Source organism: Candidatus Arthromitus sp. SFB-mouse-NL, assembly GCF_000709435.1.
GTDB lineage: Bacteria > Bacillota > Clostridia > Clostridiales > Clostridiaceae > Dwaynesavagella.
Genome location: NZ_CP008713.1, coordinates 135,398 through 161,814, shown reverse-complemented (window position 1 = coordinate 161,814; position 26,417 = coordinate 135,398). Strand labels below are relative to the sequence as shown.

Annotated in this window: 29 protein-coding genes; 1 reads left to right on the top strand and 28 read right to left on the bottom strand. The window is 29.8% G+C overall.

Annotation, left to right across the window (positions count from 1 at the left end; all coding sequences use genetic code 11):
- Positions 1-7 precede the first annotated feature (7 nt).
- The gene (locus SFBMNL_RS00805; RefSeq protein ID WP_005807452.1) at positions 8-994 is read left to right on the top strand and encodes a hypothetical protein; all 987 of its coding nucleotides are present in this window, start codon (positions 8-10) and stop codon (positions 992-994) included.
- Here the strand turns inward: SFBMNL_RS00805 and SFBMNL_RS00800 are convergent.
- The 28 genes from SFBMNL_RS00800 to SFBMNL_RS00665 form a co-directional block, all read right to left on the bottom strand.
- The gene (locus SFBMNL_RS00800) at positions 991-3,078 is read right to left on the bottom strand and encodes a HelD family protein (protein ID WP_005807454.1); all 2,088 of its coding nucleotides are present in this window, start codon (positions 3,076-3,078) and stop codon (positions 991-993) included. The genes SFBMNL_RS00805 and SFBMNL_RS00800 overlap by 4 nt on opposite strands.
- 81 nt (positions 3,079-3,159) lie before the next feature.
- Positions 3,160-3,852, bottom strand: coding sequence for a signal peptidase I (gene lepB, locus SFBMNL_RS00795; RefSeq protein WP_005807456.1), 693 nt, complete (start codon positions 3,850-3,852; stop codon positions 3,160-3,162).
- 69 nt (positions 3,853-3,921) lie between these two features.
- Positions 3,922-5,454 (bottom strand): hypothetical protein, encoded by a 1,533-nt coding sequence (locus tag SFBMNL_RS00790; RefSeq protein ID WP_042294077.1) that lies wholly within the window; start codon positions 5,452-5,454, stop codon positions 3,922-3,924.
- Positions 5,455-5,897: 443 nt separating this feature from the next.
- Positions 5,898-6,560, bottom strand: coding sequence for an N-acetylmuramoyl-L-alanine amidase (locus tag SFBMNL_RS00785; protein ID WP_042294074.1), 663 nt, complete (start codon positions 6,558-6,560; stop codon positions 5,898-5,900).
- A gap of 186 nt (positions 6,561-6,746) precedes the next feature.
- Positions 6,747-7,178: a phage holin family protein gene (locus tag SFBMNL_RS00780; RefSeq protein WP_042294072.1), complete on the bottom strand. Its 432-nt coding sequence runs from the start codon at positions 7,176-7,178 to the stop codon at positions 6,747-6,749.
- A 185-nt stretch (positions 7,179-7,363) separates the two neighbouring features.
- Positions 7,364-9,076: a phage tail-collar fiber domain-containing protein gene (locus tag SFBMNL_RS00775; RefSeq protein ID WP_042294070.1), complete on the bottom strand. Its 1,713-nt coding sequence runs from the start codon at positions 9,074-9,076 to the stop codon at positions 7,364-7,366.
- Positions 9,076-9,921 carry a hypothetical protein gene (locus SFBMNL_RS00770; RefSeq protein ID WP_042294068.1) on the bottom strand — a complete coding sequence of 282 codons (846 nt, stop codon included), beginning with the start codon at positions 9,919-9,921 and terminating at the stop codon, positions 9,076-9,078. The genes SFBMNL_RS00775 and SFBMNL_RS00770 overlap by 1 nt, the downstream gene beginning before the upstream one ends.
- 4 nt (positions 9,922-9,925) lie before the next feature.
- On the bottom strand, positions 9,926-10,690 hold the full coding sequence (locus SFBMNL_RS00765; RefSeq protein ID WP_042294066.1) for a hypothetical protein: 765 nt from the start codon (positions 10,688-10,690) through the stop codon (positions 9,926-9,928).
- Positions 10,677-11,393 (bottom strand): phage tail protein, encoded by a 717-nt coding sequence (locus SFBMNL_RS00760; protein WP_042294063.1) that lies wholly within the window; start codon positions 11,391-11,393, stop codon positions 10,677-10,679. The genes SFBMNL_RS00765 and SFBMNL_RS00760 overlap by 14 nt, the downstream gene beginning before the upstream one ends.
- Positions 11,390-12,481, bottom strand: coding sequence for a baseplate J/gp47 family protein (locus SFBMNL_RS00755; protein ID WP_052341885.1), 1,092 nt, complete (start codon positions 12,479-12,481; stop codon positions 11,390-11,392). The genes SFBMNL_RS00760 and SFBMNL_RS00755 overlap by 4 nt, the downstream gene beginning before the upstream one ends.
- A gap of 1 nt (position 12,482) precedes the next feature.
- Entirely contained in the window at positions 12,483-12,761 is a 279-nt protein-coding gene (locus SFBMNL_RS00750; protein WP_042294060.1) for a hypothetical protein, read from the bottom strand.
- A 4-nt stretch (positions 12,762-12,765) separates the two neighbouring features.
- The gene (locus SFBMNL_RS00745) at positions 12,766-13,218 is read right to left on the bottom strand and encodes a phage tail protein (protein WP_042294057.1); all 453 of its coding nucleotides are present in this window, start codon (positions 13,216-13,218) and stop codon (positions 12,766-12,768) included.
- The gene (locus SFBMNL_RS00740) at positions 13,208-13,414 is read right to left on the bottom strand and encodes a hypothetical protein (protein WP_042294055.1); all 207 of its coding nucleotides are present in this window, start codon (positions 13,412-13,414) and stop codon (positions 13,208-13,210) included. Before SFBMNL_RS00740 ends, SFBMNL_RS00745 begins: the two co-directional genes overlap by 11 nt.
- Positions 13,414-14,337: a phage late control D family protein gene (locus SFBMNL_RS00735; RefSeq protein ID WP_042294052.1), complete on the bottom strand. Its 924-nt coding sequence runs from the start codon at positions 14,335-14,337 to the stop codon at positions 13,414-13,416. Before SFBMNL_RS00735 ends, SFBMNL_RS00740 begins: the two co-directional genes overlap by 1 nt.
- Positions 14,338-14,339: 2 nt before the next feature.
- A complete protein-coding gene (locus SFBMNL_RS00730) occupies positions 14,340-14,597 on the bottom strand; it encodes a hypothetical protein (protein ID WP_052341884.1) in 258 nt (85 codons plus the stop codon).
- Positions 14,587-17,571 (bottom strand): phage tail tape measure protein, encoded by a 2,985-nt coding sequence (locus SFBMNL_RS00725; RefSeq protein ID WP_255346740.1) that lies wholly within the window; start codon positions 17,569-17,571, stop codon positions 14,587-14,589. Before SFBMNL_RS00725 ends, SFBMNL_RS00730 begins: the two co-directional genes overlap by 11 nt.
- 309 nt (positions 17,572-17,880) lie before the next feature.
- Positions 17,881-18,213 (bottom strand): hypothetical protein, encoded by a 333-nt coding sequence (locus tag SFBMNL_RS00720; RefSeq protein ID WP_042294048.1) that lies wholly within the window; start codon positions 18,211-18,213, stop codon positions 17,881-17,883.
- Positions 18,210-18,590 carry a hypothetical protein gene (locus SFBMNL_RS00715; protein WP_042294046.1) on the bottom strand — a complete coding sequence of 127 codons (381 nt, stop codon included), beginning with the start codon at positions 18,588-18,590 and terminating at the stop codon, positions 18,210-18,212. The genes SFBMNL_RS00720 and SFBMNL_RS00715 overlap by 4 nt, the downstream gene beginning before the upstream one ends.
- Positions 18,591-18,598: 8 nt before the next feature.
- Positions 18,599-19,117 (bottom strand): phage major tail tube protein, encoded by a 519-nt coding sequence (locus tag SFBMNL_RS00710; RefSeq protein WP_042294044.1) that lies wholly within the window; start codon positions 19,115-19,117, stop codon positions 18,599-18,601.
- 2 nt (positions 19,118-19,119) lie between these two features.
- Positions 19,120-20,568: a hypothetical protein gene (locus SFBMNL_RS00705; RefSeq protein WP_042294042.1), complete on the bottom strand. Its 1,449-nt coding sequence runs from the start codon at positions 20,566-20,568 to the stop codon at positions 19,120-19,122.
- A 10-nt stretch (positions 20,569-20,578) separates the two neighbouring features.
- The gene (locus SFBMNL_RS00700; protein ID WP_042294040.1) at positions 20,579-21,112 is read right to left on the bottom strand and encodes a hypothetical protein; all 534 of its coding nucleotides are present in this window, start codon (positions 21,110-21,112) and stop codon (positions 20,579-20,581) included.
- A gap of 9 nt (positions 21,113-21,121) precedes the next feature.
- Positions 21,122-22,861 (bottom strand): DUF2326 domain-containing protein, encoded by a 1,740-nt coding sequence (locus SFBMNL_RS00695; RefSeq protein WP_042294038.1) that lies wholly within the window; start codon positions 22,859-22,861, stop codon positions 21,122-21,124.
- On the bottom strand, positions 22,849-23,094 hold the full coding sequence (locus tag SFBMNL_RS00690) for an ABC-three component system middle component 6 (protein ID WP_042294036.1): 246 nt from the start codon (positions 23,092-23,094) through the stop codon (positions 22,849-22,851). Before SFBMNL_RS00690 ends, SFBMNL_RS00695 begins: the two co-directional genes overlap by 13 nt.
- Positions 23,078-24,001, bottom strand: a complete 924-nt coding sequence (locus SFBMNL_RS08070) for an ABC-three component system protein (RefSeq protein ID WP_052341883.1) — start codon at positions 23,999-24,001, stop codon at positions 23,078-23,080. The genes SFBMNL_RS00690 and SFBMNL_RS08070 overlap by 17 nt, the downstream gene beginning before the upstream one ends.
- Positions 24,002-24,147: 146 nt before the next feature.
- Positions 24,148-24,474, bottom strand: coding sequence for a hypothetical protein (locus SFBMNL_RS00680; RefSeq protein ID WP_042294034.1), 327 nt, complete (start codon positions 24,472-24,474; stop codon positions 24,148-24,150).
- Positions 24,467-25,039, bottom strand: a complete 573-nt coding sequence (locus SFBMNL_RS00675; protein WP_042294032.1) for a phage tail protein — start codon at positions 25,037-25,039, stop codon at positions 24,467-24,469. The genes SFBMNL_RS00680 and SFBMNL_RS00675 overlap by 8 nt, the downstream gene beginning before the upstream one ends.
- Complete coding sequence (locus SFBMNL_RS00670; RefSeq protein ID WP_042294030.1) at positions 25,039-25,284, bottom strand: hypothetical protein; 246 nt, start codon at positions 25,282-25,284, stop codon at positions 25,039-25,041. The genes SFBMNL_RS00675 and SFBMNL_RS00670 overlap by 1 nt, the downstream gene beginning before the upstream one ends.
- Positions 25,285-26,415 carry a major capsid protein gene (locus tag SFBMNL_RS00665; RefSeq protein ID WP_042294027.1) on the bottom strand — a complete coding sequence of 377 codons (1,131 nt, stop codon included), beginning with the start codon at positions 26,413-26,415 and terminating at the stop codon, positions 25,285-25,287.
- Positions 26,416-26,417: the final 2 nt, after the last annotated feature.

Here is a 26,417-nt window from a genome sequence, read left to right as displayed (position 1 = left end):
ATTTATCTTGACATTCTATCTAAAAAGATTATTTTTAAATGAATTAAACAGCAATTATGAAAAAAATATATATTTAAAATCACAAAACAACTACATCAGTAATAAGTCTCTAAATATAATTTCTAATAGATTATACAATATTAAAACAACTCAATTATATCTATATGACAAATTCATAAATGATCATATCTGCAAAATTATTCTTCCTGATTTAAATATCTCGATAAATACTTCAAATGATCTTAGTAAAGACACTCATTTAATAGAACTAGATTCATTTGTTAACTATAAAAAAAATGATTGCATAATAAAAATAAAAGAAGATATAGAATATGTTCTATCACATAATCTAAAAGAATGGATAAATAAAATATATACCCTATTTAAATTAATATCTAAAGAACTCTCAAAATACCTAAACACAAATAAACTATACAATTTTAAAGATAATTTGTTAAATAATATATTTAACGATATTCCCCATAAAGATAATCTTAATAACTCAGAGTTTTTAATCTCATCTGTTGGAATAAATGGTTTTAAATCGTTTTCAAGTCAATTACATTCCTATGAAAACAAACTATTTATACTAAATGATTATTTTTCTATATTTAAAGATATTTTAATAAACGAAATATTAAATGAATCAATTAATTTAAATTTGTATTATGAAATCTATAAAAATTCTATAAATAAATCAATAGATCATATAAGAATTCCAAGTTTAAACCTTTGCATAATCTCAAATAATATATTGTTTAATGATAAAATTCCAGGAATACAAATATATGATAAAGAATTTCTCATAGATTTTGAAAATAAAGAACTATCAATTATGAAAAAAGAGCTTAACAACTATCTTAAAGAATTTAATTTAATATGTACAGAATTGAAAAATAAGCATTTAATATTAAATAAATATTTTGAAGACTGTATTATTAAAGATAAGTTCATTAATTTAATAGATAATACAATAAAAAATGTAATACTTTAAGGTATTACATTTTTTATTTTTATATGAATTGCTTTATGCATAGCTCTAGTTAACATTATATATAAAATATTATCTTCAAATCCAGAATCAATAACCAAAACAGAATCAAATTCAAGTCCCTTTGATAAGTATACTGTCATTAAAAATATTCCATTATCACTATAAACGTGATCCTCATTATTAATTACTTTAATATAAAAATTGGATCTTATCATATTGTATACCTTATCTATCATACTTTGGTTTAAAACAATTATTCCTATATTTGTCTTATCTTGTAATCTTAAATTATTTATGGATTCAATTAATAATCTTCTCAAATTATCATAATCACATTCATAATATAAAACATCTTCACCATTTCTTATAGAGTTAACACAAATATCATTATCTATATATTTCAAAGAATAATCAATTATATTTTTAGTTGATCTATACGAATCAAGTATTGTAAAATCTTCTTTATTTTCAAGTACACGTGTGCTATAAATAAAATTTTCTTCAAATTTTATAATACTTTGATTTAAATCACCAACTACTAAATAAGAAGACGCCTCTGTACACAGTTTTATAACTTCATAAAACATATAAGAAAAATCTTGCCCCTCATCTATAACAACAAGCTTATATTCCCGATCTTTTTTAGGCTTATAAAACTTAATATCAATATACTTTATTAATACTAAATCTCCAAAATCTAAATCGCCTAGATCTTTTGAAAAATAATCTTCATAAAATTCCCTATATAATTCATAAGATGACTCTAATTTTAAATAATGTAGCGATGATTTTAAATCACTGCTCTCTCTTACTACGTCATATATTTCATTTTTCATCAACATATCATAGTAATTCTCCATATCAGGATGTACCTTCATGCTCTCATACTTATTTTTGATTTTAAAAACAAAACTATTTCTAACTTTATTTATTCTATCAAATATTCTCTTTCTTATTAAATCTATTCTAACACTTATAGCACGACTCTTAAATGATTTGTAAAATAATCTATTTAATTCCTCATAATCTATAATAAGTTCCTCTCTAAAATAAATATCTCCTCCAAGATTTATATTTTCCTCAACATCTAAAATAAACTTATCCAGTTCACATTTTACCTTGGAACTACCCTTAAATTTAAATTCATCTAAATATTCTTTATCATTAAGTATCTTCTCCATATGTAATTCATAAGAATTAAAATTTAAATCTCCCCCCGTACTCAAATAAATAAAATCCTCACTGGTATAACTATGTACTCCTCCGTATTCTCCAAGAGATGGAAGAACAGATGATATATATTCCATAAAAATCTTATTTGGACATAATATAAGAACCCTATCTTTAAAATAATTTCTAAAATTATAAAGTAAATACGCTATTCTATGGAGTGCTATAGATGTCTTTCCACTTCCTGCCACTCCATTTATTATAATTGATTTTCTCCTATCTTCCCTTATTATCTTATCCTGATTGATCTGAATAGTTTGAACGATAGTTTTTAATTTATTTGAAGATTTTAAAGATAACATCTCCTTTAAAAACTCATCTTTAACATCTATCTCTGAATCAAACATGGAAATTATTTTCCCATCTCTAATCAAAAATTGTATTCTCTCATTTAAAGAAACACAAATATCTTCACCAGATGGTATTGTATAACTAAGACTTCCAATTTTACCCTGATAAAATAAGGAAGCTATAGGTGCTCTCCAATCGATTATGAGAGGAACTTCAAGTCCAACATCAAACCCATATGATCCTATATAGAATTTCTCTTCCTTACCATCCTCGCTTATAACAATCTTTCCAAAATAAGGGGTTTTTTTTAAATAAAGAATCTCTTTAATTTTTCTTTCAACTACCATAAAAATTTGTTCATTCTTATAATTTTCATGATCAAAATAATCTATTATTTTATCATCATCATCTCTATATTCTTCTATAAATTTCTTCCGATACTCAACGATAGAATCAGAAATATCTCGTCTATTTTCTATATACTCAGCCAATTTATCATTTAAATAAACAAGCACATTATCTAAATATTCCTTTTCAATTTTATAATTTAATTTTACATCCATACCCCATTATCCTTCTTAAAAAATAAAGTCGCTCTTTCAATTATACCTTCTAACAGTATATTTTAAAAGAACGACTAAACATTATTTTAATAACTTAATCCTATTAAATGGATAAACAATAATTCTTGCCTCTCCCCTTATATCATCAAAGCTTATATAAGGATCACTCCAATATCTACTATCTAGAGAATTCGCTCTATTATCTCCAAGGAAGAAATATTCATTCTCAGGAACTTTAAAATTCAAATCAAATATGGCAGTTTCATCTTTTTGAAAAACATAATCCTCTTTAAGTACCTCACCATTCACAAGCACCTCTCCCGATGCCTTAACAACTATATCATCCCCTGGAAGCCCTATAACTCTCTTTATAAGTAATTCATTGAATTCTTCCGAATAAAATACAAGTACATCTCCTCTTTGTATAGAATCTGCACTATACATTTTAGTTACAAAAAGCTGATCTCCAACCTTAAGAGTTGGAAACATAGACTCTGAAGGTATATATACCTTGAATATTAAAAATTTATTTATTAGAAAAGATATTAACAAAGCTGCAACTATCGTTATACCCCATTCTAAAATCGTAGATAAAAACCTACCCCTATGCTTTCTATTTTCCGATCTCTTGGGTAGAGGTTTATCATCACTCTCAAGGCTATCCTCATCTTCTAAAAGATACGCATACTCATCAGACAAATCTTCCTCATCATCTTCTTTATAGAATTCATTTTTATCAAAAATGTTTTCTTGATCATCTTTATACTTTCCCATAAACTGGTCCTCTCATTTTTAGCATTAAAACTATTATAGTAAATATTTATACAAATTTAAACCCAATTTTTAATTTACTATTTGTTTTGTATTTTCATTATTAGATAAATCTTTCTTTATAGCATCTATATCTAATTCATTTGTATCAAGTCCCTTTGCTTCTTCCCCTTTTTCCTCATAAATCTCTTCGAGTAAATTTTGAAGGGAAAATTTATCATCTTTAGAATTCAATGTTTTCTTATATGATCCATCCTTTGATCTTACATTCCTTCGTTTATTTAAATTATTAAACTCAACCTTGATCGAAGAATTTATCTTATTTAAATCCATATTAATAGCATTTAATACACCTTGTGAATCTATACTATTCTCTTTAAAATTCTTAAACTGTTCTATCCTCTCGTCTAATGTCTCAAAGAATAATTTCTCTTGCATCTCTTTCTTATCCTGTTTCTTTTTCTGCTTATTTTTGATTACTTCCCTTATACTTACCTTCTTACTCATAGTTTGATTTAAATTAAATTCTGGAAGCATTCCTTCTTCAATTGCATTTTCATTGTTAACATCATGATTCTCAATCTCTTCAACCTCAAATAAAGTATCAAATGGATTAAAGGAATCACCCTCTTCATCTTCCTTAACAACCACCTTAGGAACTTCAATTTTTTCATCTGAAAATGGAGATTTGAGAATTTCTTCATCGCTTTTCATAATCAGTAAATAATCTTCAAAATCCATAATTGTCTTAAATTTATCTAATTCATTAATCTTTTTCTTTTCACTCTTAACTTCTATAGCAGCATTTTTAGAGCTCTCCATATCTGAATTTAAATTTTCAAATTCTTCAAAAGAATAAAAATTATAATCATTTAAATGCGAATCTTCAATTTTAATATCCGAAATCTCATTTTCTACATTGTTAAATTTAGAATTAATCTTTTTTAATAGTTCTTCATCACTTCCAATATTATCACTTATTAATTCATCTTCTTTCTTGTTTATTTCTAAACTTATATTTTTATCAATTATTTCTTCCTTATCTTCAGTTAATTTCTTACTATTATCAGATAAATTTTCATTAGAAATATCCTTGCTTTCACTTAAATTTAAATTCTTGTTCTTATTTAAACTACTTTCAATTTCAATATTACTAGGTTTTTTACTCACCTTTCTTGCCCTATTTAACAACAATCTTCTCAAATTATCTCTGCTCAAATTAGAATTCTTTAAATTATTTTCAGATAGATTTAAATTGCTTATATCATTCTCTTTTTCACTATTATTTGAACTATTATTAGAATTATCTTCAAAAATTTTTAAATCAGAAGTATTAAGGCTTTTAATAGAACTCTTACAATCTAAAAAATCATATTTTATATTACCTAAATAATTTTTAATTTCTAAACTATCCCTATTTTTACTATCAAAAATTTTCTGACCAGTCCTCTTATCTATCATAACACCTGTCTTTTTATTTCCAATAATTCCACTTTTATCATCTTTTATAAAATATGTATCGCTCTCATTTAAAAAATCTAATAATTTATCAGTACTGTAATCTTCTACGTTTATATTCATATCATCACAATTTTTTCTATCCATATTCCATACTTCTACCTTTCAAAATTATTAACCTAAACAAATTATTAACCTTATCTTATTATTACCTTAAATAAATTTTTTTACAAATAGAAAATATTGTATTAAAATACATTTCATCTTTAAATATAAAAATAAGAGGGAAGATCCCTCATCAAAAATTCTATAAAAATATATTAATATATTCCCCGTATAGGTCATAAAGTAAATCTAACAATAGTTTCTACATGATATGTTTGACAAAACGTAAAAATTTATAAATATCTATCATAGTTCATGGATGCTTACAGTATAGTAAAATTCAAAATATAAACGAAACTAAAGCACTTATAAATACCCACAATAACCTGTAAAAATCTATAATATTTTATATAATGTAAGCAATTCGTAAGAATTGCTTACAAAAATAAAAAAGGTATACCTCTAAAAGGTATACCTTCTAATAATTATATATATTTTTCTCTAAACTCTTCACTCGCAGCCCATTCTTTCAACATATCACCAAAACTCAATCCTAAATTCAATTGATTATTCCAATGTTTAAGCCCCCCTTCATCTGGCTCTCTTTGTAAAACATTTTTATACAATAATGTTATGGAAGGTGTGTAATCTTTGTGATTTTTCGCATCTAATCTCAATAAATCACTTTTAAATTTGTTCCACATCTCCCAGTTATCTTGTTTCCATGTATCTGGACAACTCTTTCTGCTTGCGTCATAATGCCTAACTACTCGATCAATTAATATATTATATTTACCCATTAGATGTTTAACTAAATCTAGTGTGTTTTGATAGGTTTTATTAAAATCTCCATCGCTATTGATACACATTTCAATTCCAATACTATTTTCATTTGTTATGCCATACTTTCCTTTTCCATCTCCACAATGCCAACTTTTATCCTCATCTCTTATAATCCTTAATATCTGTTTATCATCAACAAAATAATGTGCTGATGCTCCTCTATCTGCTCTATCATGTAATTTAAAATGTGCCTCAGCATCAGCTCCTCTATCTGGATTACCTGTATCATGAACTGTTATGTATTTTATTTTTTCTCCTTTACGACTCGAAAAATTATACTTCACTAGTTTCTCATTGATTTTCATTTGTAAAATACCTCCGAAAGTGCTATAATTAGGATAGTAGATCTTTGATTATATTTAGTAGTTGTTTAATTAGCCTTAGAACAACTACTAGGTGTTTTAAAATTCTAGTTATCTCCTTTAGAAATTTAAGGAGCTTTTTAATTTGCGTAAAAAATAACCTCCTTTCTTCAAACTTGAGAAAAGAGGTTATTTTTTATTTTTAAATATCTTTAAAGCCTGAGATACCATAAGGGTTATGTCCAATCCCATTAGCTTACTATTTTCTAGGATCGATATAATCTCGTTAAGTACAAAAGCTATAACAATAATGTCTTTTATGTACTTAACATGCAGTCCCATACCTATCAAAAAGTTTTCGACTATAACTGCAACACCGACTAGTAATAACATATTAATCTTTTTAACTAGTCCCTTATACCCTATATGACTTGATAACCCTCCGTCACCATGCTTAGATTTATCGCTTATCGCAAGAGATAACCCCAAAACATAATCGACGCACATAACAAGTATTAATGTCCTTATCGCAAAATCTATTCCAATCCAAAGACTTAACCCTATCGCAAAAACTAATATTAAAATTAGTAATCCAATTTTTACAAATCTACTATTCTTCATTTGTTCCCCTTACACAATTTTCTTTTTTTTGTCTAATCTCCGAAAAAACAACCTCACCATTTAACCTGTAAGCCTATTGTTTTAATATTTTAATGTAATAACATTGCTAAAATAAAAATCCTCTTAAAATACCTATAAACGCATAATAAGAGGATTTGCCATATATAATAACAATTAGCTACAATTTAAGCTAATAATATAACAATACAAACTTTTATTTGTCCTGTAGAGCTAGTATTTATCGTCATAGTAAATTGCTGACTTGCATTATAATATCCATCATTATAATTGAAACTGAACATTGAGTTTTCGGTTGTATAAATAGATTTTTTAAATACAATATTAGCTGATTGTGCTAAACTTAAAGTTAAATCACTCCTCTTTGTTAGATAAGTACTATCCCATACAACCGTGTTTTTACCCCCTCCAGAATTCCAAAAGTTTGCCCACAAGGCACCGAGAACACGCCCTGAATCCATTGAGCCAGTGACACCAAATATATTAACTCCTTTTTTGATATTCTCGGGCGATAGATTACCTTTTGGAAAAGATAATCTAGCATTATTATAATACCCGTTACTAATTGTCGGAGTAATCAAATTATTCCCACTTATTGTCGGAGCGGATATACTCCTATCACCTGAGTAAGTACTAATATTACCTGTTATTTTGCTGCCTCTTGCATAAGCAGTTTTACCCGATAATATATCTGAGGCTACTGCATTAGCATCATTTGTATATGTACCTCTAACACCGTAAATATCAATCCCAGCCTTTATAGACTCAGGATAAAGATTGTGTCCAAAAGATACTGTAGCGTTTTTATACAAACCATCTGGGATGGTAGGACTCTGTAGCCTACTGTTGATTATTGATGGGTTGCTTAACTGTATATCTCCTGTATTTGCAATCATCGATCCAGTAATTTTTTGTCCATTAGCGTAAGCTGTTTTACCTGGCATAATATCATCGCTCGTTGCTGTCGCATCATCTGTATAAGATCCAACAATCCTATCAATCTCTTGATCATCTCGTGTTATGACAACTGTTACCCCTGCTCTTAAGGTGTCAGCTGTCAATCCGGTGACCGATATATCCCCAGTCCCCTCGATCTCCATATCAGCCCAGCCTGTACCAGTCTTATACTGGAGTTTTTTTCGGTCTACCACATATCTAAAATCATGTACTCCACTATCATTGAGGATTGACAAAAGTTTATGATTGTTAATTTCGGATTCTGCGGCCTGCCCTGTTGGTATATCTATCCACGCTCCATTTTTATTGTATTTTAACTTAGCTTGGGTCTCATCAAACTTTAATCCATGTTCTCCATTTGCACCTAAAATATCATTTGTTATGTGCTCGCTTATATCAGATTGTATTCCATTAATATAATCCATAATCTCGTCTGATAGCATTGATAATCTTATAGATGCATCAGGTATATCTACCTTGCTAAATACAATCTCAACATTTGCAGCATTTCCTACCGCAACTACAAATTGTATGGTTTGGCTAAATGTTTGACCTCCTTCATTCGGTGTTAAGTAATCAAATTTATCACCAGCATTAAGATAAGCATAAAGTATTTCCTCTCCATCGATTTCAGCAAAAATACCGACTTCACGGAACTTAAAAGCATCCGTTACATGATCGGTATTTATATTAATATCTATAATTGCTTGCTTACCATCACCTCGTACACCTACTATATCAGCATCGCTTTTGTAGTTAATAAGCTCATCCAAATTAGCAAGATTATCTGGATCTATTACCTCACCATCACCTATTTGAGCTTTAGTAAATCTCATTTGTTTACCTGCTACCACGTGACTTACAAACTCGTAACTCTTAGTAGTCAATACCACATACTCAAAAAATAAGTTCTTATTTTGCACTATTGACCTCCTGTGTATAGAGCACCATATACCCAATCACTGCCGTTATGCTCAAAAATAAAATTATACTTACCCGCATCTCCTTGATACCCACTACCAAAATAGTACTCAGTACCAAAATCAATATTAACTCCATCTGATACATCAGCTTGTACTAAAATCTGATGGAATGTACTATCATCTATAGTAGGTAAAATAAAAGTAGTATCGCTACTAATATTAGTCCTATATATTTTATTAGTCTCCAGCGTAATATTACCATCAACCGCTGTTATCTCTATTACATCGGATGCTCTCTCTAGTCTATCAACTTTTGTTTGTATTCCATCTATTAAGTCAACCTTACTTTTATACTCAGTTGTAAAATCATTAGATGATAAACTTTTACCGTTAACTTTATCTACCTTAGTATCTAAAGTAGTATTTAAAGCATCTATACTCTCTACTTTTTGCTTTAACTCATTAGTAAAATTATTATCAGATAAAACCTTATTGCCGTCCTTATCAACTTTAGTGTCCAGTGTCGATTGGATTGTTGTTATGTCTGTTGTCACATTTGCAATCGAGTCAACTTTGACCTTATATTCGTCGGTAAAATCATTAGATGAGAGACCTTTACCATCCTCTTTGTCGACTTTATCTTCCGTCGATGTTGATATCGTATCCTCTAAATTATCAAGCTTAGTTTTATAAGCGTCTGTAAAATCATTACTGGACAGTCCTTTATTCCCATCCCTACTCACTTTTTGAGTATCTAAAGTCTCCAATTGATCCTCAATCTTATTAAGTTTTGCAGCGTCAACTATAGTAACATTATCAATCCGCTCAGTTTTTGTATAACTCATTTTCTCACTCCCCAACTTTATATTCATTCACACGGAATTTATTTACGACAGATCTATGTATTGTAATATCAATACCATAATCTTTGGCATCTGCTAACACCTCTTGCATTATCTGTTCGTAGGTTAAAGCCTTGTTCCATACTCGTAGATCATAATGTGTTACATTATCCTCAGATCTATTAGCGGATAATCGCCTATTAAAAGCATGAGTGTCTATATTAGCATGTCCATTACCGTTAAACCCTTTTTTATCATCAGGTTGTATAAGTTCATGTGTTTGATTACCATTTACATATATCTTCACAGGCTCTGTTTTTGACACGACTACAATTAAGTTATAAATTTTATCAACATCAGTTACAAAACCAGGTGGACCACCTACTATTGATACTATAGCTTTGTTATCATTGTTGATACCCCACAAATAGGTTTCACGTGCTCTATCTCCAGATCCGTTCTCAATCCGCATACCTACTGTAGAGCGTCCCCAAGCTAAATTCAAAAACCCTCTCCAATCAGCTTTAGCATGTATCTTAAAAGTATAACACATTGTAAATTCTTGCCAGCCACTCATGTCATAGTTAAACATACCATATGTACCAGGTACAGTTTTTATACCATTATCTACTACCTCTGGATCTCCAGTCCAAGACACAGATATGCCGCCGCGTGGAAATTGGTCTAAATTCTCTATGTTTTTGCCCCGGAAAAATAATTTAGGTCTCATGCGTAGATTATCACTTAATAATCTAAAACTATGTATTATCATTTATCTCACCTACCTTCATTGCCCCACACACAAAACGTCCTAAAATAGCTTTATAATTTATTGGATTAATTTGCACTTTAATTTTTTTACATCTCTTAATGCCAATACCAATAAAAAAAGAAGACTCACACGAATCTTCCATATAAGGCTTTACGTTAACGCTAAAATTTTTAATCCTGTTAATACCGATACCGAAGTATGTATTGGTATTAATATTGTGTTTGATACACACACCATCTAACCAAGTATCAGCACTCTTAACCCATGATAATGATGATAAAAATCTACCATAAGCCTCTAAAAAAGCTTTATCAAAAACTACATCATTAATAGTTATTTTAAACCTATGATGAGATCCACCATAATCATACCAATTGTCTATAGATCCAGCGGATCCCCAATAATCATGTATGAGCTGTAATATTGCACTTTCAGTCCCTAGGTTTTTGTATGTAGATCTGTAATTTTTTATTATATTAGCTTTATGCTTTATCGGCAGAGCGGAATCATACCATACAATTGACCTATCTTTAGCTATCTCATCAAGTACCCTATCATCAAACTGATCTAAATTATGCATTAAAAATAATCCATTATATACGTCATCTATCTCTTTTATATACTGATCTATAACCTCAGATAAACATCTACTAAAATCATCTTCTCGCAAGAGCTTAGGTAATAATTTATATAATCCTATCACACTAACCCTCCATATTTTATGGTTTTATCTCCCATAACTAACACCTTACCCACATTTTCCTTTGTAAATTCAGGCTCTTTTATATTAACTATATAGGCTCCTGCATTTAATATTCTTTTTTTTAAGTCATCAGGATTCAAATAAAGGTTTATATTCATTTTTTGGTACATTATAAATTCATCAATTGCTGTATTTACTTTATCTTGTATCTCTTTTTCATACATTTTGTCTGTATCTTTTATATAATAATCAAGATTGATGTTAAAGCTATAAGTGTCAGGTATAACAACCCTCAATGTAGTTGTATTAGGATAATTTTTAGTTTTATCAAACATATCCTTAATCCTATTAATATTGACTTCTGTCGGCAACTCTCCCGTTTTAAGTACTGGTTTTATCTCGACAACCCCAGGTTCGGGTGTAGTTATTAATACATCTGATATATCTGCATCAGATTTAAGTGCCCAATACTTATAAGCCAGTACCGGTCCTGCGGTTGAATATTGAGCCTCTGCTATCTTTAAGCGAGCTCTATATGATTCGTCATCTTCAACATCGCTCCCCCCAGAGCTCTTATTAATATTAGATACTGAATCCAAATAAGGTAAAACATCGACAAATCTATTAATTAAACCAATATCTATATTATTGTATAATGTCCCAGGTAAAGATGCTCTACACTTAACTACTCCTTCTGTTTCATTACTTTGTATTATTAAATCATCTATAGTCTCAAACATCTGGTTATCCATCGTACTAACCCTAGTACCTTTAGGTATCTTATAATCTATGTTTTGAGATTTTGATAATATAAATTTACAGTCAACTTCTGAATAATTAGCATCAAGTCTTGGAGTATTTAAATCAATACCTTTTTGGTTAAGTGCAATCCCATAAGCTTCACTTAAAAAATTTTGATTAAACGCAAGATTCGCTCTCACTCTCTCTAGAGATATGATATAAGCGAGGGTAGAAATAAAAATATATCTTTGATCCCCCTCATATATCTTAACCTTGTATTTATCCTCCATTATAGATAGCATCTCTTTTAGTATCTTATCAGGATTAGTATCAAGCAACTGTAGCATATCAATCTCTCCCTATAATCTCTACGTTTATCTTGTAATCTCCTAGTCCATCTTCTTCAAGCGACAAACCTTTAAGTTTCGCTCTGGGTTCATATATATCAATATTACGATCTATCTCACTTAAGAGTAATAATTCAGCTTCTTCTTTACGTTTATCTAAGTATTCTCTCGATACTCCTATCTGTCTATTAAGAGGTATATCAAACATTCCCACGCTTATTAAATTACGTGCATTTTGTATAATCTGATCCTTATCTGCTATCTCCCAATTAATGCCCATATAATCACTCCTTTAACTTTGTTGATGCATCAGATTTATCATTAGATACTTTTTTACTTTTGCTATTATCTTGACCTGCAAACTCTTTAAAATCTACATTAATGGTAGCTGATATAATCGTTTTAGCATCACTGATCATATCACTCACACTGACTCCAATTACTATCCAATTACCACCATATTTTTTATTAGCTATATACAAACTATCCCTAACTCCAATCTCTGCATAACTTTTCCAGTCATTTATCTCAGCTTCTACGTCTACTCCAAGCTCTGCTATTAAATCAATTGTTAAAGATAAATCCTGTAATGATGCACCCTTTATATACATCTTAGACTTACTACCTTCCACCTCTTTTTCCTCATAGCTGAGTTTTACGCTGTTTGTGAATGAATTAAAAGTATATATTTGCTCATTAGATACAGTAAATATCTTATCTTTAAACTTACCTATCATTTATCTTACCAAGCACCACACCATCTCGGATTTCGGCTCCTGTAAAACCTACTACAACAGTATCACCCACCATAAGTTCTATTAAAGGCTGAACAACAACAGAGGGGAGGGGTGGAGATACTATATTGTTACGCTCAGGAAATACTACCCTTATTTTTGATCCCTCAAATGAGCTTATCTTACCCTTTATAACCATTACATAACCCTCCTTAATGCTAAATCCATAAAAAAATTGTTATCTAAATGTACTCTATTTTCTTCAATAAAATATTTACCATCATACTCATCAAATCCACTAATATTAACCGTATTCCCTGCCGCTATTGATGCATCTCCATCAATCTTAAGTATAATATTTTGATAATCTTGATTGATTTTATATAGTAAATTCTTAGCAAACCTCTGTCCCTCACCAAGGGAGCTTATGTATATATCACCTTCATACAGCTCCTTAGTCCCTCCTACAATATCCTCTGATACTTCCTCCACTTTGCCATAAGAGCTATTAATAACTAATTTTGAGTATTTATTATTTTGCTTAGTATTAACATTATAATTACCTAATATTTCATCTCGTTTAATTGTCTTGATCGGAGATTTAGACTCAAATATCTTATCGTTAAAGAGTATAATCCTTTTGTCAAATATCTTAATCGAATATCCTTCTCTCTCAGCTAGTTTGCCTAAAAGTGAGAAATCACCTGCGTGTTGCTCAACTCTACTATATACATAATTTATGGTGTCATAAGAATAATAAGTAAAACCATACCGTGAAGCTATATCATTAAAAATAGTATCTAAGGTCACATTTTCCCACACCCTTGTGGTATTAGTTTTAGACTTGAGATTTATAGACTTAGCTAAGATTTTAAATCCTCCTGGAGTAACCTTAAAATCATCAACAAACATAATCTTGGTACTGTACTCACCCTTATCACTTATATATATAACTTCAATCTCCTGGTCTATTTTAAGACCCCATTTTTCCCAGTCCTTGTCAATATTACTTAGATTAATTTCCAAGAGATCAACCTTACCTCTTGCATAATCTACATAGTCTACATCTCTTATTAATAAACTATCTGTTACATCTACATTATCAATAAGTACTTTAATCAAGTCTATCTCCTCCATGGCGGTAATGTGCTTGTATAATCTTTTTTAAGCTCTGGTATCTTGATTTGTATATCACAATCGATAAAACCATCTATATTCAGTTCTCTGTTAGCATAAATAAGACTATCCATATACTTTTCATCCTCATAAAATCTTAAGGATATTAAATCCCATGTATCATACTTACTTGTTGTATATGTATCTGTAATTTTAAATGTAGTATCTATAAGCTTAATATCTAAAGTTACATTATTAATATCCAAGACTTGCCCTCGCTTTCTCAATCTCAATCTCTGTTAAGAGCTCTCTAAGTTTATCTTTCAAATTATTTGCAGTTGATTCCAGGACCTTTTGTATATTATCATCTCCACCATTAACAGTAACATTAAAAGATAGATTTATATTATTGCTACTAGTGCTATTATTATATCCACCTGGTACTCCTCCACCAGTCGTATCCATACCTAATATACTGGCAGCTTGTCTTACTAAATCTTCCGACCTTTTATTGCCTGGTCTAAGTGGTATTGCTATCTCTGGTCCATCCTCACCAAATATAGATGGCTTATTAGCTATCCCACCTTTAGCGTACATTTTTACTCCATTATTATTGTTACCAACTGATACATTAACAGATCTATTGTTAAGATCATTAATTTTAGCATTAACCCCATTGATAGCATTATTAATATTAGATGCTGCTTGACTTGCAAAATAATCAAAATTATATGTAGCTCCTGTTAGTCCCTGAGTAGCTAATGTACTCTGCTGAGTCTTTAGCATATTATCTTCAACCGCCATAGCATCCATTTCATTGCTTTGTTTATGTGCATCAACGCTCTGAATACTATTATCAATGCTCATTTTATGTTCTTGTAATTTAGTATTGTATTTAGTGTAATCATCACCTAATATTTGTTCTTGTTGCTCACCTGTACCATACTGATTAACAATTGACCTTTTATCTCTTTCAGCGTCAAATCCAAGTGTTGTAAAAAATCTAGTAATACTATTTTCAAGCTCTCCCGTATTAATATTAATGTAATCCATAACCTTACCATAGGTTTCGTACATTTTAACAAGCTCTTCTCCCCGCAACCTCTCAATTTCAGCTAAATCTTGTGTATATTGAGATTCCAAGATACTTAATCTGTTTTCATACTCTTGTTTAGTTATCTTTTCATTATCTAAATCAAAAGTTAACATCTTTTTTTCTTCAACATTGTTAGTCTTCAGCAATTCTTTTTGACTTTCTACGGCTGCATTAAGTTCTTTTATAACAGGTACTAAATCTTCAGCTTTTGTATTTTTAACATCACTTTTTAAGGCAATGTATGCATCTATCTCATCAAGTGTAATCCCACTACTCTGCATATTAATTTTACTTATATTACGCATAAGATTATTAATCTCATTCTGCTCATCTTTTGTAAAACTTCTATTATCTTTTTGTGCCGCATTAGATATTTCAATAATCATCTGATTATTTTTCTCAACTTCATCTTTTCTGTTTTGGTTCTTATTTTTAACCTTATCAATTTCTTCATCTGTATATCCACGTTTTTTCGCTAGTTCTATATCCTCTTCTAATTTTTTATCCAAATTATTCTTAACTTCATCTACTATTAATTGTACTTCCCCTAAAAAAGTTGCTTGAGCTTCTGGAGTTATCTTAACTTCTGTGGCTGTTAATGCTCCTAATTTATTTTTAACGCTATCGATTTTACCTTCAATCTCTGCAAATTCTTTTCCGCCCTCCCCTAAAGACTCTCCAAGATAATCAAAAGATTTAACCATTTTATTTGTTTCTTTGTTAACTAAAGCTACTGCTAATCCAGCAGCTACCGCTCCTACGGCAAGTCCTCCAGATGCTAATAATCCTGTCTTTGTTAGTAATGGAGCTAACGATCTCAAACTTTTAGTCAATATGTTAGATGATTTACTAATCATAGATATACTACTACCAGCATCTTTAGCTATTTTAATACTACTAACCATACTCCTAATCTTAGATAAATATTTTAAACTCGACCCAAAAACCTTAAAAGATGGTCCTGCTAGTGCTGCTGCTCCAACTATACCCATCAATAACTGCTGAGTTTGTGGACTTAAATTATTAAATCTATCAAGCATACTATTAACCATCTCAAGACCTTGACTCAATATGGGTAAAAGATTTTCGCCCAATTTAGTAAGTGTGTTTTGTAACTTAACCCAAGTCTTTTGGATTTCATTTGCTTTAGAGCTATCCATCTCATTAAATGCATTATTTAAAGCTTCCGTGTTACTCTCCATCTCCTGCATTGTGCGATTAAATAAATCTGCTCCCTGTTCAGATCCCAAAATAAGCATAGCGTTTAATCCTTCTACGGATCCAAATAAATTTGCAAATCCTGCTATAGGACTATCAGCCGCAGTAGCTAGCATTTCTAAATCCGCTTTTTGTTTAGCTACTAAACCCTTAAGCTCTTTATATCTTGCTTTCCCTTCTTTGCTCTCACTATTTTCAAGGTATGACATTTCATTAAGGGTTGATTCATGTGCTTTTACAAGTTTTGCATACTCAGGAACTGCACTTTTAATAGCATCTTGTATATATGATGCAAACCCCATTAATCCTTTATCGCCTAAAGTTTTAGCATCAAAACTAATCCCTAAAGCTTTAGCTGCATTTTCTGCCTCTTTAGTAGGCTTAATAATATTAGATAAAGCTGCTTTAAGAGCTGATACACCCTCAGATGTTGCTATACCATTAGCAGTTAAAACAGCGAGACTCGAAAATAACTCATTAGTACCTAAATTTAATTGATTAAAAATAGGTGATACTTTGGATACAGTTGTTGCAAGCTCTCCAAATGTTGTTTTACCCATATTCTGGGCAACAAGCATTTGATTAGCTATTTCGTTGGAGCTATCTGCTGCAAGTCCGTAGGAATTAAGTATGTTAGTGATCCCATCAATAGCAGTTGTCATATCGGTAAAACCACCCTTTGATGCCTTAGCCCCAACTTCCAAAACCTTAAATATATCATCCTCTTTAACACCTGCGGATAGTGCTTGATATATACTCTCTGTTACATCTTTATTGGCTATTCCAAACTCAGAAGAAAACTCTAAAGCCTTTTGCTTTAATCCTTTAAATTCCTCCCCTGTTTTATAAAGCATGGTATTTACTTTCCTCATGCCTGCATCAAAATCAATCGCAAACTTCCCAGCCATAGTTGCTGCAGCAGATATCGGAGCTGTAACACCGAGAGTTAATTTATTTCCGATCGAATTAAATTTATCTCCACATTTTTTTAAAGATCCAAATTTTTGCTCAATCTTATCAAATCCACTATTTAATTTTTTGATTGCTGCATTAAAAGTAGAATCTAATTTACCAGCAAAATTAAATAAAGTCTCATATACCTTTCTGCTTGCTATTTTTAATCACCTCCAGTCTTGCTGATGCTATATCGGTAAATATTAAAAAATCCTCTAAAGGTAAATCCATAAGCTTTAGAGGATCGGTATGTAGTATGTTAGCTACATTAATTATTAATTTTAGTCTTTTTTTTTACTAATAATCTCTTTAGGTATAAAAAAGTTATCAATTATCTTAACTATACGTCTTTTATCTTTGCCTTTAATACGTAAAAACTCAACAAAACTAAGGTTTTTGTTGAATTTACAAGAGGATATAAAAAAAGCACATAACTTATATATAAGCTGTGACTCTGGTATCAAATATTCAACGTTATTATCTTGCATTAAATTAAAATATATCTTTTCAATGCTATTAAAATCTTTAATAGTAAGATCATATAAATCATATTCAAGGCATTTAATATACTTATCTCTGTTATCTTTAATCGGTTTATTAAGATTTAATATCATATATTATCACCACTTATACTATCGATCGTTTTAATGCTCTGTTCTAAAAATATATTTAAATAAAGAGATTTTATAGTAAATAAAAGATTTCGGGCATCCTCACCTTTTATATTTTCGATGTCTTTAGATGTTATTAAAAGCTTAGGATATTGTTTTTTAAGTATTACTTCCAGTACTGATGCGTGATAACAATTAGTATACTCACGCTGTACAACTGGTACAACATTACCATCGATAATCTTAGTATATCTCTTCTCGACCTCTATTAAATCACTTATAGTTAATTCATCTAGATCTATATTGATCTCCCCAATTTCTTCCACGCCAGTTGTAGTATGTATTATCAAAGGAGTACTAAATTTATAATTAAATATCATAACCCCACCTACATCTGATTAATGTAATTACGTGTTTGTTCTGCGTAATCAGTCCCGTTAATCCTATAAATATATTTTATTTTATCTATATTAATAAGCTCCTTACCATGTCCATCTACCTGCTTATAAGACAAAACTTCAAAAGTAGCACTAGCTGACATATTCTCACCATTTGTAATAGTTCCTATTTTATGACTTTTAGATCTAACTTGCATAAATAATTTATTACCATCCGCAGCAACTACACCATCGTCGCCAACAACATCTTTGACAAATGCCATCTTAATATCGTGCACATTTGGAGCTAACAAATGTATATTATTTTCTGTTGAGCTCCTGTATTCTATCGTTAGCGTTAACCCCTCAATTTTAGTAAAAGATGGCATATCTATTGTACCCATGATGCCTGATCCTTTAACTTCATAAGTTCCGTTTGTAATCTCTGGCAATTCAATAGACGTGACATCTTCTATATCTACATCATTAATCCTTATCTTATTAGCAATAACATCTCCACTTATTTTCATACTTACTCTCCACCCTCAAATAATAAATTGATGCCTTTAGGAGTCCATCTAAGTAGAGCAGTTATACTCTTAACCACAAGTCCACCAGTCACATCAATATTAAATTTAAAATCTCCTTGCAGCATATCAGATGCAGGATTTTCATCATATAAAAACTCAATAGTTCCGTATAATAGTTTACCTTGACTAACGTATAAATCTAAAACATCACGCTGAAAATCGTTAATAATAGACTCAATAATCCCTTTATTAAGACCTTTATCAATCTTATCCCAAAATTTACGCTGAAAAACATTACCCAAGTGCCTTACAACCCTTACACTTGACTCATACATATCTCGTGGATCCATGCTATCACTAGTATCATAAGTATAAGCTGATGTATGTACTCCCCAAGTTCTCCACGATCCCTCAAATTTAATTGCAGTAGATATACCTACAGAATTTAACTTTTTAGCATCAATCTCATCGATATCTATATCCTTACTATTATCTAACACAAGCTTTTGTATATTTATTACCCGGTTTGATGGAGGATCATTCGGAAATTTATTTGCCTTATCTACCTTTTGAGCAACAACTGACCTTAAAACGCTTAAATGATAAATTTTTCCCTTATTATATGCTTTAGGATAATTGGTTACTTCGACTGGAGATGTGTACCCTCTATCAGTTTTACATTTAATAGCCTTATCAACTGTATTAATACTATCATCACAAGGTAAATCAGTATACGCAAAAGCATTCCAATGATTGTTTATGTTATTAGCTGCATAAATCATCTCATCATGCACTCTTTGTAAGTGAGAGTAGCCTGGACAAAGTAATAAACCTGGTATCATATTAAGTTTAGAGTACACATAAGGTAATGCTTTGATACCACTTCTTTTGCCATCTAATGCTATCTTACCTATTATTGTATCCTCGTTAACACCTGATAGATCAATCTCTTTGTATCTAACCTCTTCATCACCATCTAAGGTTGAGGATAAATCAGTTATTACTACAGTTTGTCCATCTTGACTATACTCAACTTTAAAATCTTCATCTATAACTAGATCACTTATGGTTATAGTATCCCTTATAATGTCTCCTCCACTAAGTTTACCTACGCCATTAACAAAATTAACATTAATTGCCTTCTCGATTGTCTGATTAGTGCTAGGATCTAGCACATTTATAAGTACAATCGGACCGACAACATCAAAATCATTTTTAAAATGTGCGTATATCGGTTCACACAGCGTATATTTCCAATCATCGCTATACCCAGTTTTATAAACATCATCAAAACTATTAACTACTATGGGATTATTAATTCTATCTGTATAATCTTGTAATTGATGTACTGGCAATAACCCAATATACACTGGTATAGTTACGTTGTTATAATCCTTACTTATAGTCTCACTTGATACTATATTTACATTTATCCCTCTTTTGTAACTCATATTTACCTCCTTATAAATCTAAAAAATCTTGTATCTCTTTATCAGTTGGTTGAGGGTATGCTAACCCTGACATTTTAAATAGTATTACAGCCCCATAATAAGGTGGTTCAACCCCCTCGATTAATTTTATGGTCATATCAGGCTTTATAAGCTTACCTACATCCCTGTTTATTATTAATTCTCGTCTTATTTTAGTAACAAAATTAAAAAGAGTTACATATCCATCTCCTTTGTTTGGATAGTAACTCCTCAGTCCGTTATTGTGTAGTACATTAATACCATTATCAAACACAAATACATATAACTGTATACTATATAACTCAGTCTGTCTATTATCTATTATCTCGTCGAATTCAATCGATATAAATGGATAGTTTATATTTTCTAATCGCATCTCACGAGGAGCAAACACAAAACATTTAGGGTTAACAAGCTCATATTCTCTTGTTTTAGTCTCTGCTTTAAGTTTTATCTTATTACATACATTGATCTTAAGTATATCACGTAATTTATTAAGTTGAGAATTAATTTCTATTATAACCACTCCCTTAATTTATTTATCCTCAATATCTACTTGCACACCTAATAATTTTTCAGAAACATCCTCATCTGTTAAAACTAATATTGTATTATCTTCAATTATTTCTTTATAACGTTCTTCACCTAAAATATATTTTATCCCTTTAATTTGATTCTGATTAATAGAAGCAATATATTGATTATTTGTATCACTAAATTTTTCATTTAAAACTGATATAAGTTCAGCCTTTTGTCTATCATCAATCCCATCAAATAATCTGCTATCATGAAAAATAAAATTAATTTTATGATTTTTACCCTTAAATAACAAAGTTAAATCATAACAAAATATTTTAACATTATTAATTCCATCCGAATTATCAGATTCTATTTTTGCCTCAATATTGAACCTTTGTTTATTGCTACCATCATTATTTTCAATCGTCAAACCTACAACATTATTTGGATAAAATCGTTTCGCGATATCTCTAAAATAATTCCTCAATTCATTCACTTCAGAATAAGTATCAATTAAATATTTATCAGTTATACCTGACTGTTCAATTTGCTCTTTTTCTATGTTACGTAATCTATCCCTATATTCTATTTGTAAATCGTGATACTTTTTCAAACTATCACGATTTGATTTTAAATTGGATAATTTTTCACTTAACTTAACAAAAACATCTAAAGCACCATGCTCACCTAAATATATCATCAATTTATCAAATTCAATTTGTAAGTTTCTTGCATTTTCATTTTCTTCGCTCAATTGTTTTTCTAGTTTTATCTTCTGCTCATATAATCTCCTTTTACGGCTATCAATTAATTTTTTGTAAAATTCTTCTAAATCCTCTAATCTTTTTGTTATTAGTTCACTGAAATAAATATTAGATTCTTCATATATTTTTAAAATATTTCTAGCATTTTCATCGCTAGGCTTAATTTGTAAACTCTCATTTACTAAATCCAAATTATTACTTAGTAAAATAATCTTATTTCTTAATTCAAATAATTCTTTTTCAATTTTATTAGCCTGTATCTGTATATCATAATAATTTTCAGCCACTTTAAAATCTTTTAAGTCATTCTCTAATTTACTTATCTGATCATCCAAGTCATCAATAGTTAACGATACATCCCTCTTACCTAATAAAAACTTACGTAATAAATCATCTTTTTCGAAATTCTTTTCAAATTTCTGAATTCTATCTTGTTCGACTTTTAAATTATGCTTATCTTGAGCTAAGGTTACATTTAGTCCTAACAAAAATGAATTATATAACATTTTCTGATAAGGATTGGGAACAGCTTGTGCCTCATCAAAATTAACATAACTTTTCCTATTAGGTCTTATAAAAAAAGGAATCAATGATCTAAAAGATAAGTAACTTATGTCATTAGGTATGTTAAAACATAAATCTTGCATTATTTTATTAAAATTATTTATAGACAATTCCTTACCATTTAAAATAACACGATTAGGATCTGATGTTTTCCTTTCAGCCCTGTAAATTGTTCTATTAATTTCAAAGTCTAAATAAAACTCCCAGTCCACTAATTCAGAACAAAAAGAATTATAATGTTTACTATCTGCTCCTAAACAAAAATGAATTATTTTTATTACTAATGATTTTCCAACTCCATTATATGTTTTGCTTACATCGTAATTATCCTCATTTTTTTGTTTGGCTACTATAAAATTTAATCCAAACTTATTAAATTTAATTGTTTTAAAATTACTCTTATTGGCTGATATTTTTATGAGATACATCTGACAATACCTCCATTTCTCTCTTCTATTGCTCCAATTGAGTTCAGAAAAACTAGAGTAATTAAAAAATTATCAAAATTGTGCTTTGATTTATATTTATCTTCTGACAAATCTTTCTGATATTCATTCCACAAAAAATCTACCGTACTTTCTGAGGATATTTTTTTTAAAATATATGCTCCAAAACCAAGTAAAGATTCTGAAAACTTAATATGTTTATTTGGTATAATCATTTTTATCCTCCTTTGGTTCTTCAAATATATCACAAGTTTCAAAATATTTAGCCATTATCACTATTACCACACACTGATATGCATATTGCTGTATAGGAGTAAGAGTATTTAGTATAGAAAGAAATAGAGAATCTCCTGCTTCCTTACCTTTAAATGTTTCATATGTATCGCTTAATTTCTCTTTTAAAGAATTTGATAAAAAAATACTATTATTTGATAAATATTCATCTAGACTAACTAATTGAATAGAAGCACTATCTAAATATTTTTTAACTCCTTCAGATAAATTGTTATATTTTATTTTTTCTTCCCAATCTGGAACTGTAATTTTATCATCCATACTAATATCTAATGGTAATGACATTATATGATCAATAACTTCATTTAATATAGAATAATCAATTCTTTTAATATAATCTAAATTTGGTAATATCCCAATTATACTAATAATTTCATCATCTTCTAATTCTTCAAATAAAATATTTTCAAGATCTTTTGCTATAAGTATTTCTGCATCCTCTAATTTATAATTTTTTTTTATTTGTTGCATTATCTGCTCAGCATCTGCATTAACACCTTTATACTTATCATTTATAACAAAGTAAAATTTTTTAACTGGAGTCCACTGTTCTATTAATCTCTTAAAATCTGTACATATTTTATTTACAGTATTACGATAGGACTTTTCAATTTCTTCTGGGGCATATACTTGATAAAATGTTCCTGTACTTTTTATATAACCATCATTCTTTCTATCACCTATATTACCCCAAGGTTTAATGGGTTTAAATCCCTTCTCAGCATAATTCATTATTGATATAAATAAATCTTCAAAAGCTTGACCATTACTTGTAAAAATCTTATTCCTAAACATCAATCTGGCAAGTAATTTTTCTTGATTATTCATATAAAACCCCTCGTAATAATCATATAATAAATATTTAGACGATCATAACAATTTAATTAACCTGTTTTAATTATACTAACTAGGCAATTGTTTTATCAAGGAATTTACACAATATTACTAATATACTAATTAAATTACTTAAATATTTAAATCCACTCCTTTATAGACCCTTGAGTTGATCTTTTTAATACTAGTTGATACATTCCGCCTTGTTTATCCTTTGATAGTACAGTATAAAACATTCCATTATAATCTACATAATTATCAATATTAATACTATCAAGGTCTTGCACCCTGCAATATATCATCAATAGGTCTTCATACAGTAAATCAGCATTATTATTTTTATACTCTTTGACCCCATCACTGTCTTCTACTACAATAATAAACCTACCATTTATAGACGATTCCTCGCCAAATTCCTCTGTGTTGACAAATACATCAAGGTCTGCATCTAAAATATCCTTAAACATTACTTAACTCCATTAACCGCTTGAACTCTTTATCATAGGTTTCTGACCCTATTTTTAATATATGTTTTGATACATCTTTATTATCAGCCATTTTAGCAACTGGTACTGTCCTAACTTGCGATGTACTATATCTTTTTTCCGATACTCTACGAGCTACTATAAGCTTCGACCCACCTACTCGCATTAAAAATGGTTTATATCTTCCGCCAGATAAATTCTTAAGGCTACCCTTTTTAATATGTACTTTAATTTTTTGTTCTCTGTATGCCCCTCGTTTTTTTCTCGATCCTGACATTATTTTAGTGGTCTTAAGCATAGGAGCAATTATTGGTGTAGCATGACTTTTAAAAGTCATGCTAGACTCTGGGTTGCTGTAACTTGCTCTCTTGATTTTTATGGTCTTAGATACATCTTTAGCCTTTATATTGTATTTACTCTGGATTATCCTCCTTGACTCCGTTTTAATCTTAGCAACAGCTTTATTTTTAGCTCTACAATCTGACTTAACAACTTTAGATGCTAATTTATTTATATCCTTCTTAATATCTTTAATATTACTCCCCATTATAATGCATCTCTTAAATCATCTATTGTTTTATTCTCTCTACTATCAGTCTTATCACCTATATTATCATTAACTACAACATTATTTTGTTTAGTTAGTACTCTAAATAACTCTTCATTGACCTCTACGCATAATTTTGACTTTATGAGCTTTTCTCCGATATCTTTTTTACACTCAAGCATATCTCCTGTATTATATACTCTATCTTTATAATTAACCTTACCTTTTATAACTTTAATATACAACTAAACCACCACCTTAATCGATGTCCACATATCCACATCAGATATTTTAGGCAAAGGTCTAGAATACAAACTTAATTGTTTAATATTATCATAATGATTAATTGATATCTTAGGTACTCTCTTTTGTACATACGTTACAAACTCGCTCGAATCTGGATGGGGTATTATTGTTATAGCTCCATAAAGCATCTCTCCAATATTTTTAGGAGTTATTATAACAGTATTAGGATCTAAATAAGGTGTTAACTCACCATCACTATTATTATACCAAGCATTATGCGAGTACATCTGTAAATTACCTATAATAGGACCACTAATTTGACCTAAATATGAATATCCCTCACCTGACTCACTTGACATTACTGTAGGATCTATAGATCCAAGATTAATCCGTCTATTATCTAATGCATCTAATATTGATTTATTTTTAAGCATGTAAGACCACGCTTCGTGACCAATTATAATAACCTCAGGATTATATCCAGCTTGTCTTATATCTAATGCCTTTTTCTCAAGCATTCCATATATATCAGCATTAGCATTACTCCATTCTTTATCTCCCGTTAATTGTTCGCATTTATTTTTATCATATTCCACTTTAACTGTATTAACTGGTTTAGTTTTATCTAAACTATACTCCTCAATTGTTACAATGCCAGTTTGCAAAAGTTCAGCACACATAAGTTCTTCCCTGCGTGTTATCATATTATCAAGTCTCACATAATCGAGCATCTGCAAGGTTACTGCTCTCTCATCTGGGGTAAGTCCTGCATACTCAAGCTCTCCAGGTAATCTTTTATTAAGCACATCTCTATCATATATAGTATTGATACCTATGTATGGAGTTTTATACCTCTTAGTTATAAATCCCTCTCTTGATGTATTTACGCTTTCTACTCCTTCAAACACAAAAGGTGCAACAGATCTTTTATCTTTATAAAAATCCATATCCACTTCCTCTGTATCAAACAAAATTGATTGGCTGAAGAAATTTTTTATAAAGAAAGTAGATACCTGCATATTTTTAATATAGGCATCTAACATCTTTTTAGGTTTATACGCATCATCTCCAGCATTGTTGGAAAACATATTGTTAGTTAGATTAAGTATTGTACTCTCATTGATTATCACGC

What these genes read in the sequence shown, in the direction of transcription:
- SFBMNL_RS00800 (WP_005807454.1), bottom strand. Translation starts at nt 3,078, where the DNA reads ATGGATGTAAAATTAAATTATAAAATTGAAAAGGAATATTTAGATAAT.
- lepB (WP_005807456.1), bottom strand. Translation starts at nt 3,852, where the DNA reads ATGGGAAAGTATAAAGATGATCAAGAAAACATTTTTGATAAAAATGAA.
- SFBMNL_RS00790 (WP_042294077.1), bottom strand. Translation starts at nt 5,454, where the DNA reads ATGGATAGAAAAAATTGTGATGATATGAATATAAACGTAGAAGATTAC.
- SFBMNL_RS00785 (WP_042294074.1), bottom strand. Translation starts at nt 6,560, where the DNA reads ATGAAAATCAATGAGAAACTAGTGAAGTATAATTTTTCGAGTCGTAAA.
- SFBMNL_RS00780 (WP_042294072.1), bottom strand. Translation starts at nt 7,178, where the DNA reads ATGAAGAATAGTAGATTTGTAAAAATTGGATTACTAATTTTAATATTA.
- SFBMNL_RS00770 (WP_042294068.1), bottom strand. Translation starts at nt 9,921, where the DNA reads ATGAGTTATACAAAAACTGAGCGGATTGATAATGTTACTATAGTTGAC.
- SFBMNL_RS00765 (WP_042294066.1), bottom strand. Translation starts at nt 10,690, where the DNA reads ATGATAATACATAGTTTTAGATTATTAAGTGATAATCTACGCATGAGA.
- SFBMNL_RS00755 (WP_052341885.1), bottom strand. Translation starts at nt 12,481, where the DNA reads ATGCTACAGTTGCTTGATACTAATCCTGATAAGATACTAAAAGAGATG.
- SFBMNL_RS00750 (WP_042294060.1), bottom strand. Translation starts at nt 12,761, where the DNA reads ATGGGCATTAATTGGGAGATAGCAGATAAGGATCAGATTATACAAAAT.
- SFBMNL_RS00745 (WP_042294057.1), bottom strand. Translation starts at nt 13,218, where the DNA reads ATGATAGGTAAGTTTAAAGATAAGATATTTACTGTATCTAATGAGCAA.
- SFBMNL_RS00740 (WP_042294055.1), bottom strand. Translation starts at nt 13,414, where the DNA reads ATGGTTATAAAGGGTAAGATAAGCTCATTTGAGGGATCAAAAATAAGG.
- SFBMNL_RS00720 (WP_042294048.1), bottom strand. Translation starts at nt 18,213, where the DNA reads ATGATATTAAATCTTAATAAACCGATTAAAGATAACAGAGATAAGTAT.
- SFBMNL_RS00715 (WP_042294046.1), bottom strand. Translation starts at nt 18,590, where the DNA reads ATGATATTTAATTATAAATTTAGTACTCCTTTGATAATACATACTACA.
- SFBMNL_RS00710 (WP_042294044.1), bottom strand. Translation starts at nt 19,117, where the DNA reads ATGAAAATAAGTGGAGATGTTATTGCTAATAAGATAAGGATTAATGAT.
- SFBMNL_RS00705 (WP_042294042.1), bottom strand. Translation starts at nt 20,568, where the DNA reads ATGAGTTACAAAAGAGGGATAAATGTAAATATAGTATCAAGTGAGACT.
- SFBMNL_RS00695 (WP_042294038.1), bottom strand. Translation starts at nt 22,861, where the DNA reads ATGTATCTCATAAAAATATCAGCCAATAAGAGTAATTTTAAAACAATT.
- SFBMNL_RS00690 (WP_042294036.1), bottom strand. Translation starts at nt 23,094, where the DNA reads ATGATTATACCAAATAAACATATTAAGTTTTCAGAATCTTTACTTGGT.
- SFBMNL_RS08070 (WP_052341883.1), bottom strand. Translation starts at nt 24,001, where the DNA reads ATGAATAATCAAGAAAAATTACTTGCCAGATTGATGTTTAGGAATAAG.
- SFBMNL_RS00680 (WP_042294034.1), bottom strand. Translation starts at nt 24,474, where the DNA reads ATGTTTAAGGATATTTTAGATGCAGACCTTGATGTATTTGTCAACACA.
- SFBMNL_RS00675 (WP_042294032.1), bottom strand. Translation starts at nt 25,039, where the DNA reads ATGGGGAGTAATATTAAAGATATTAAGAAGGATATAAATAAATTAGCA.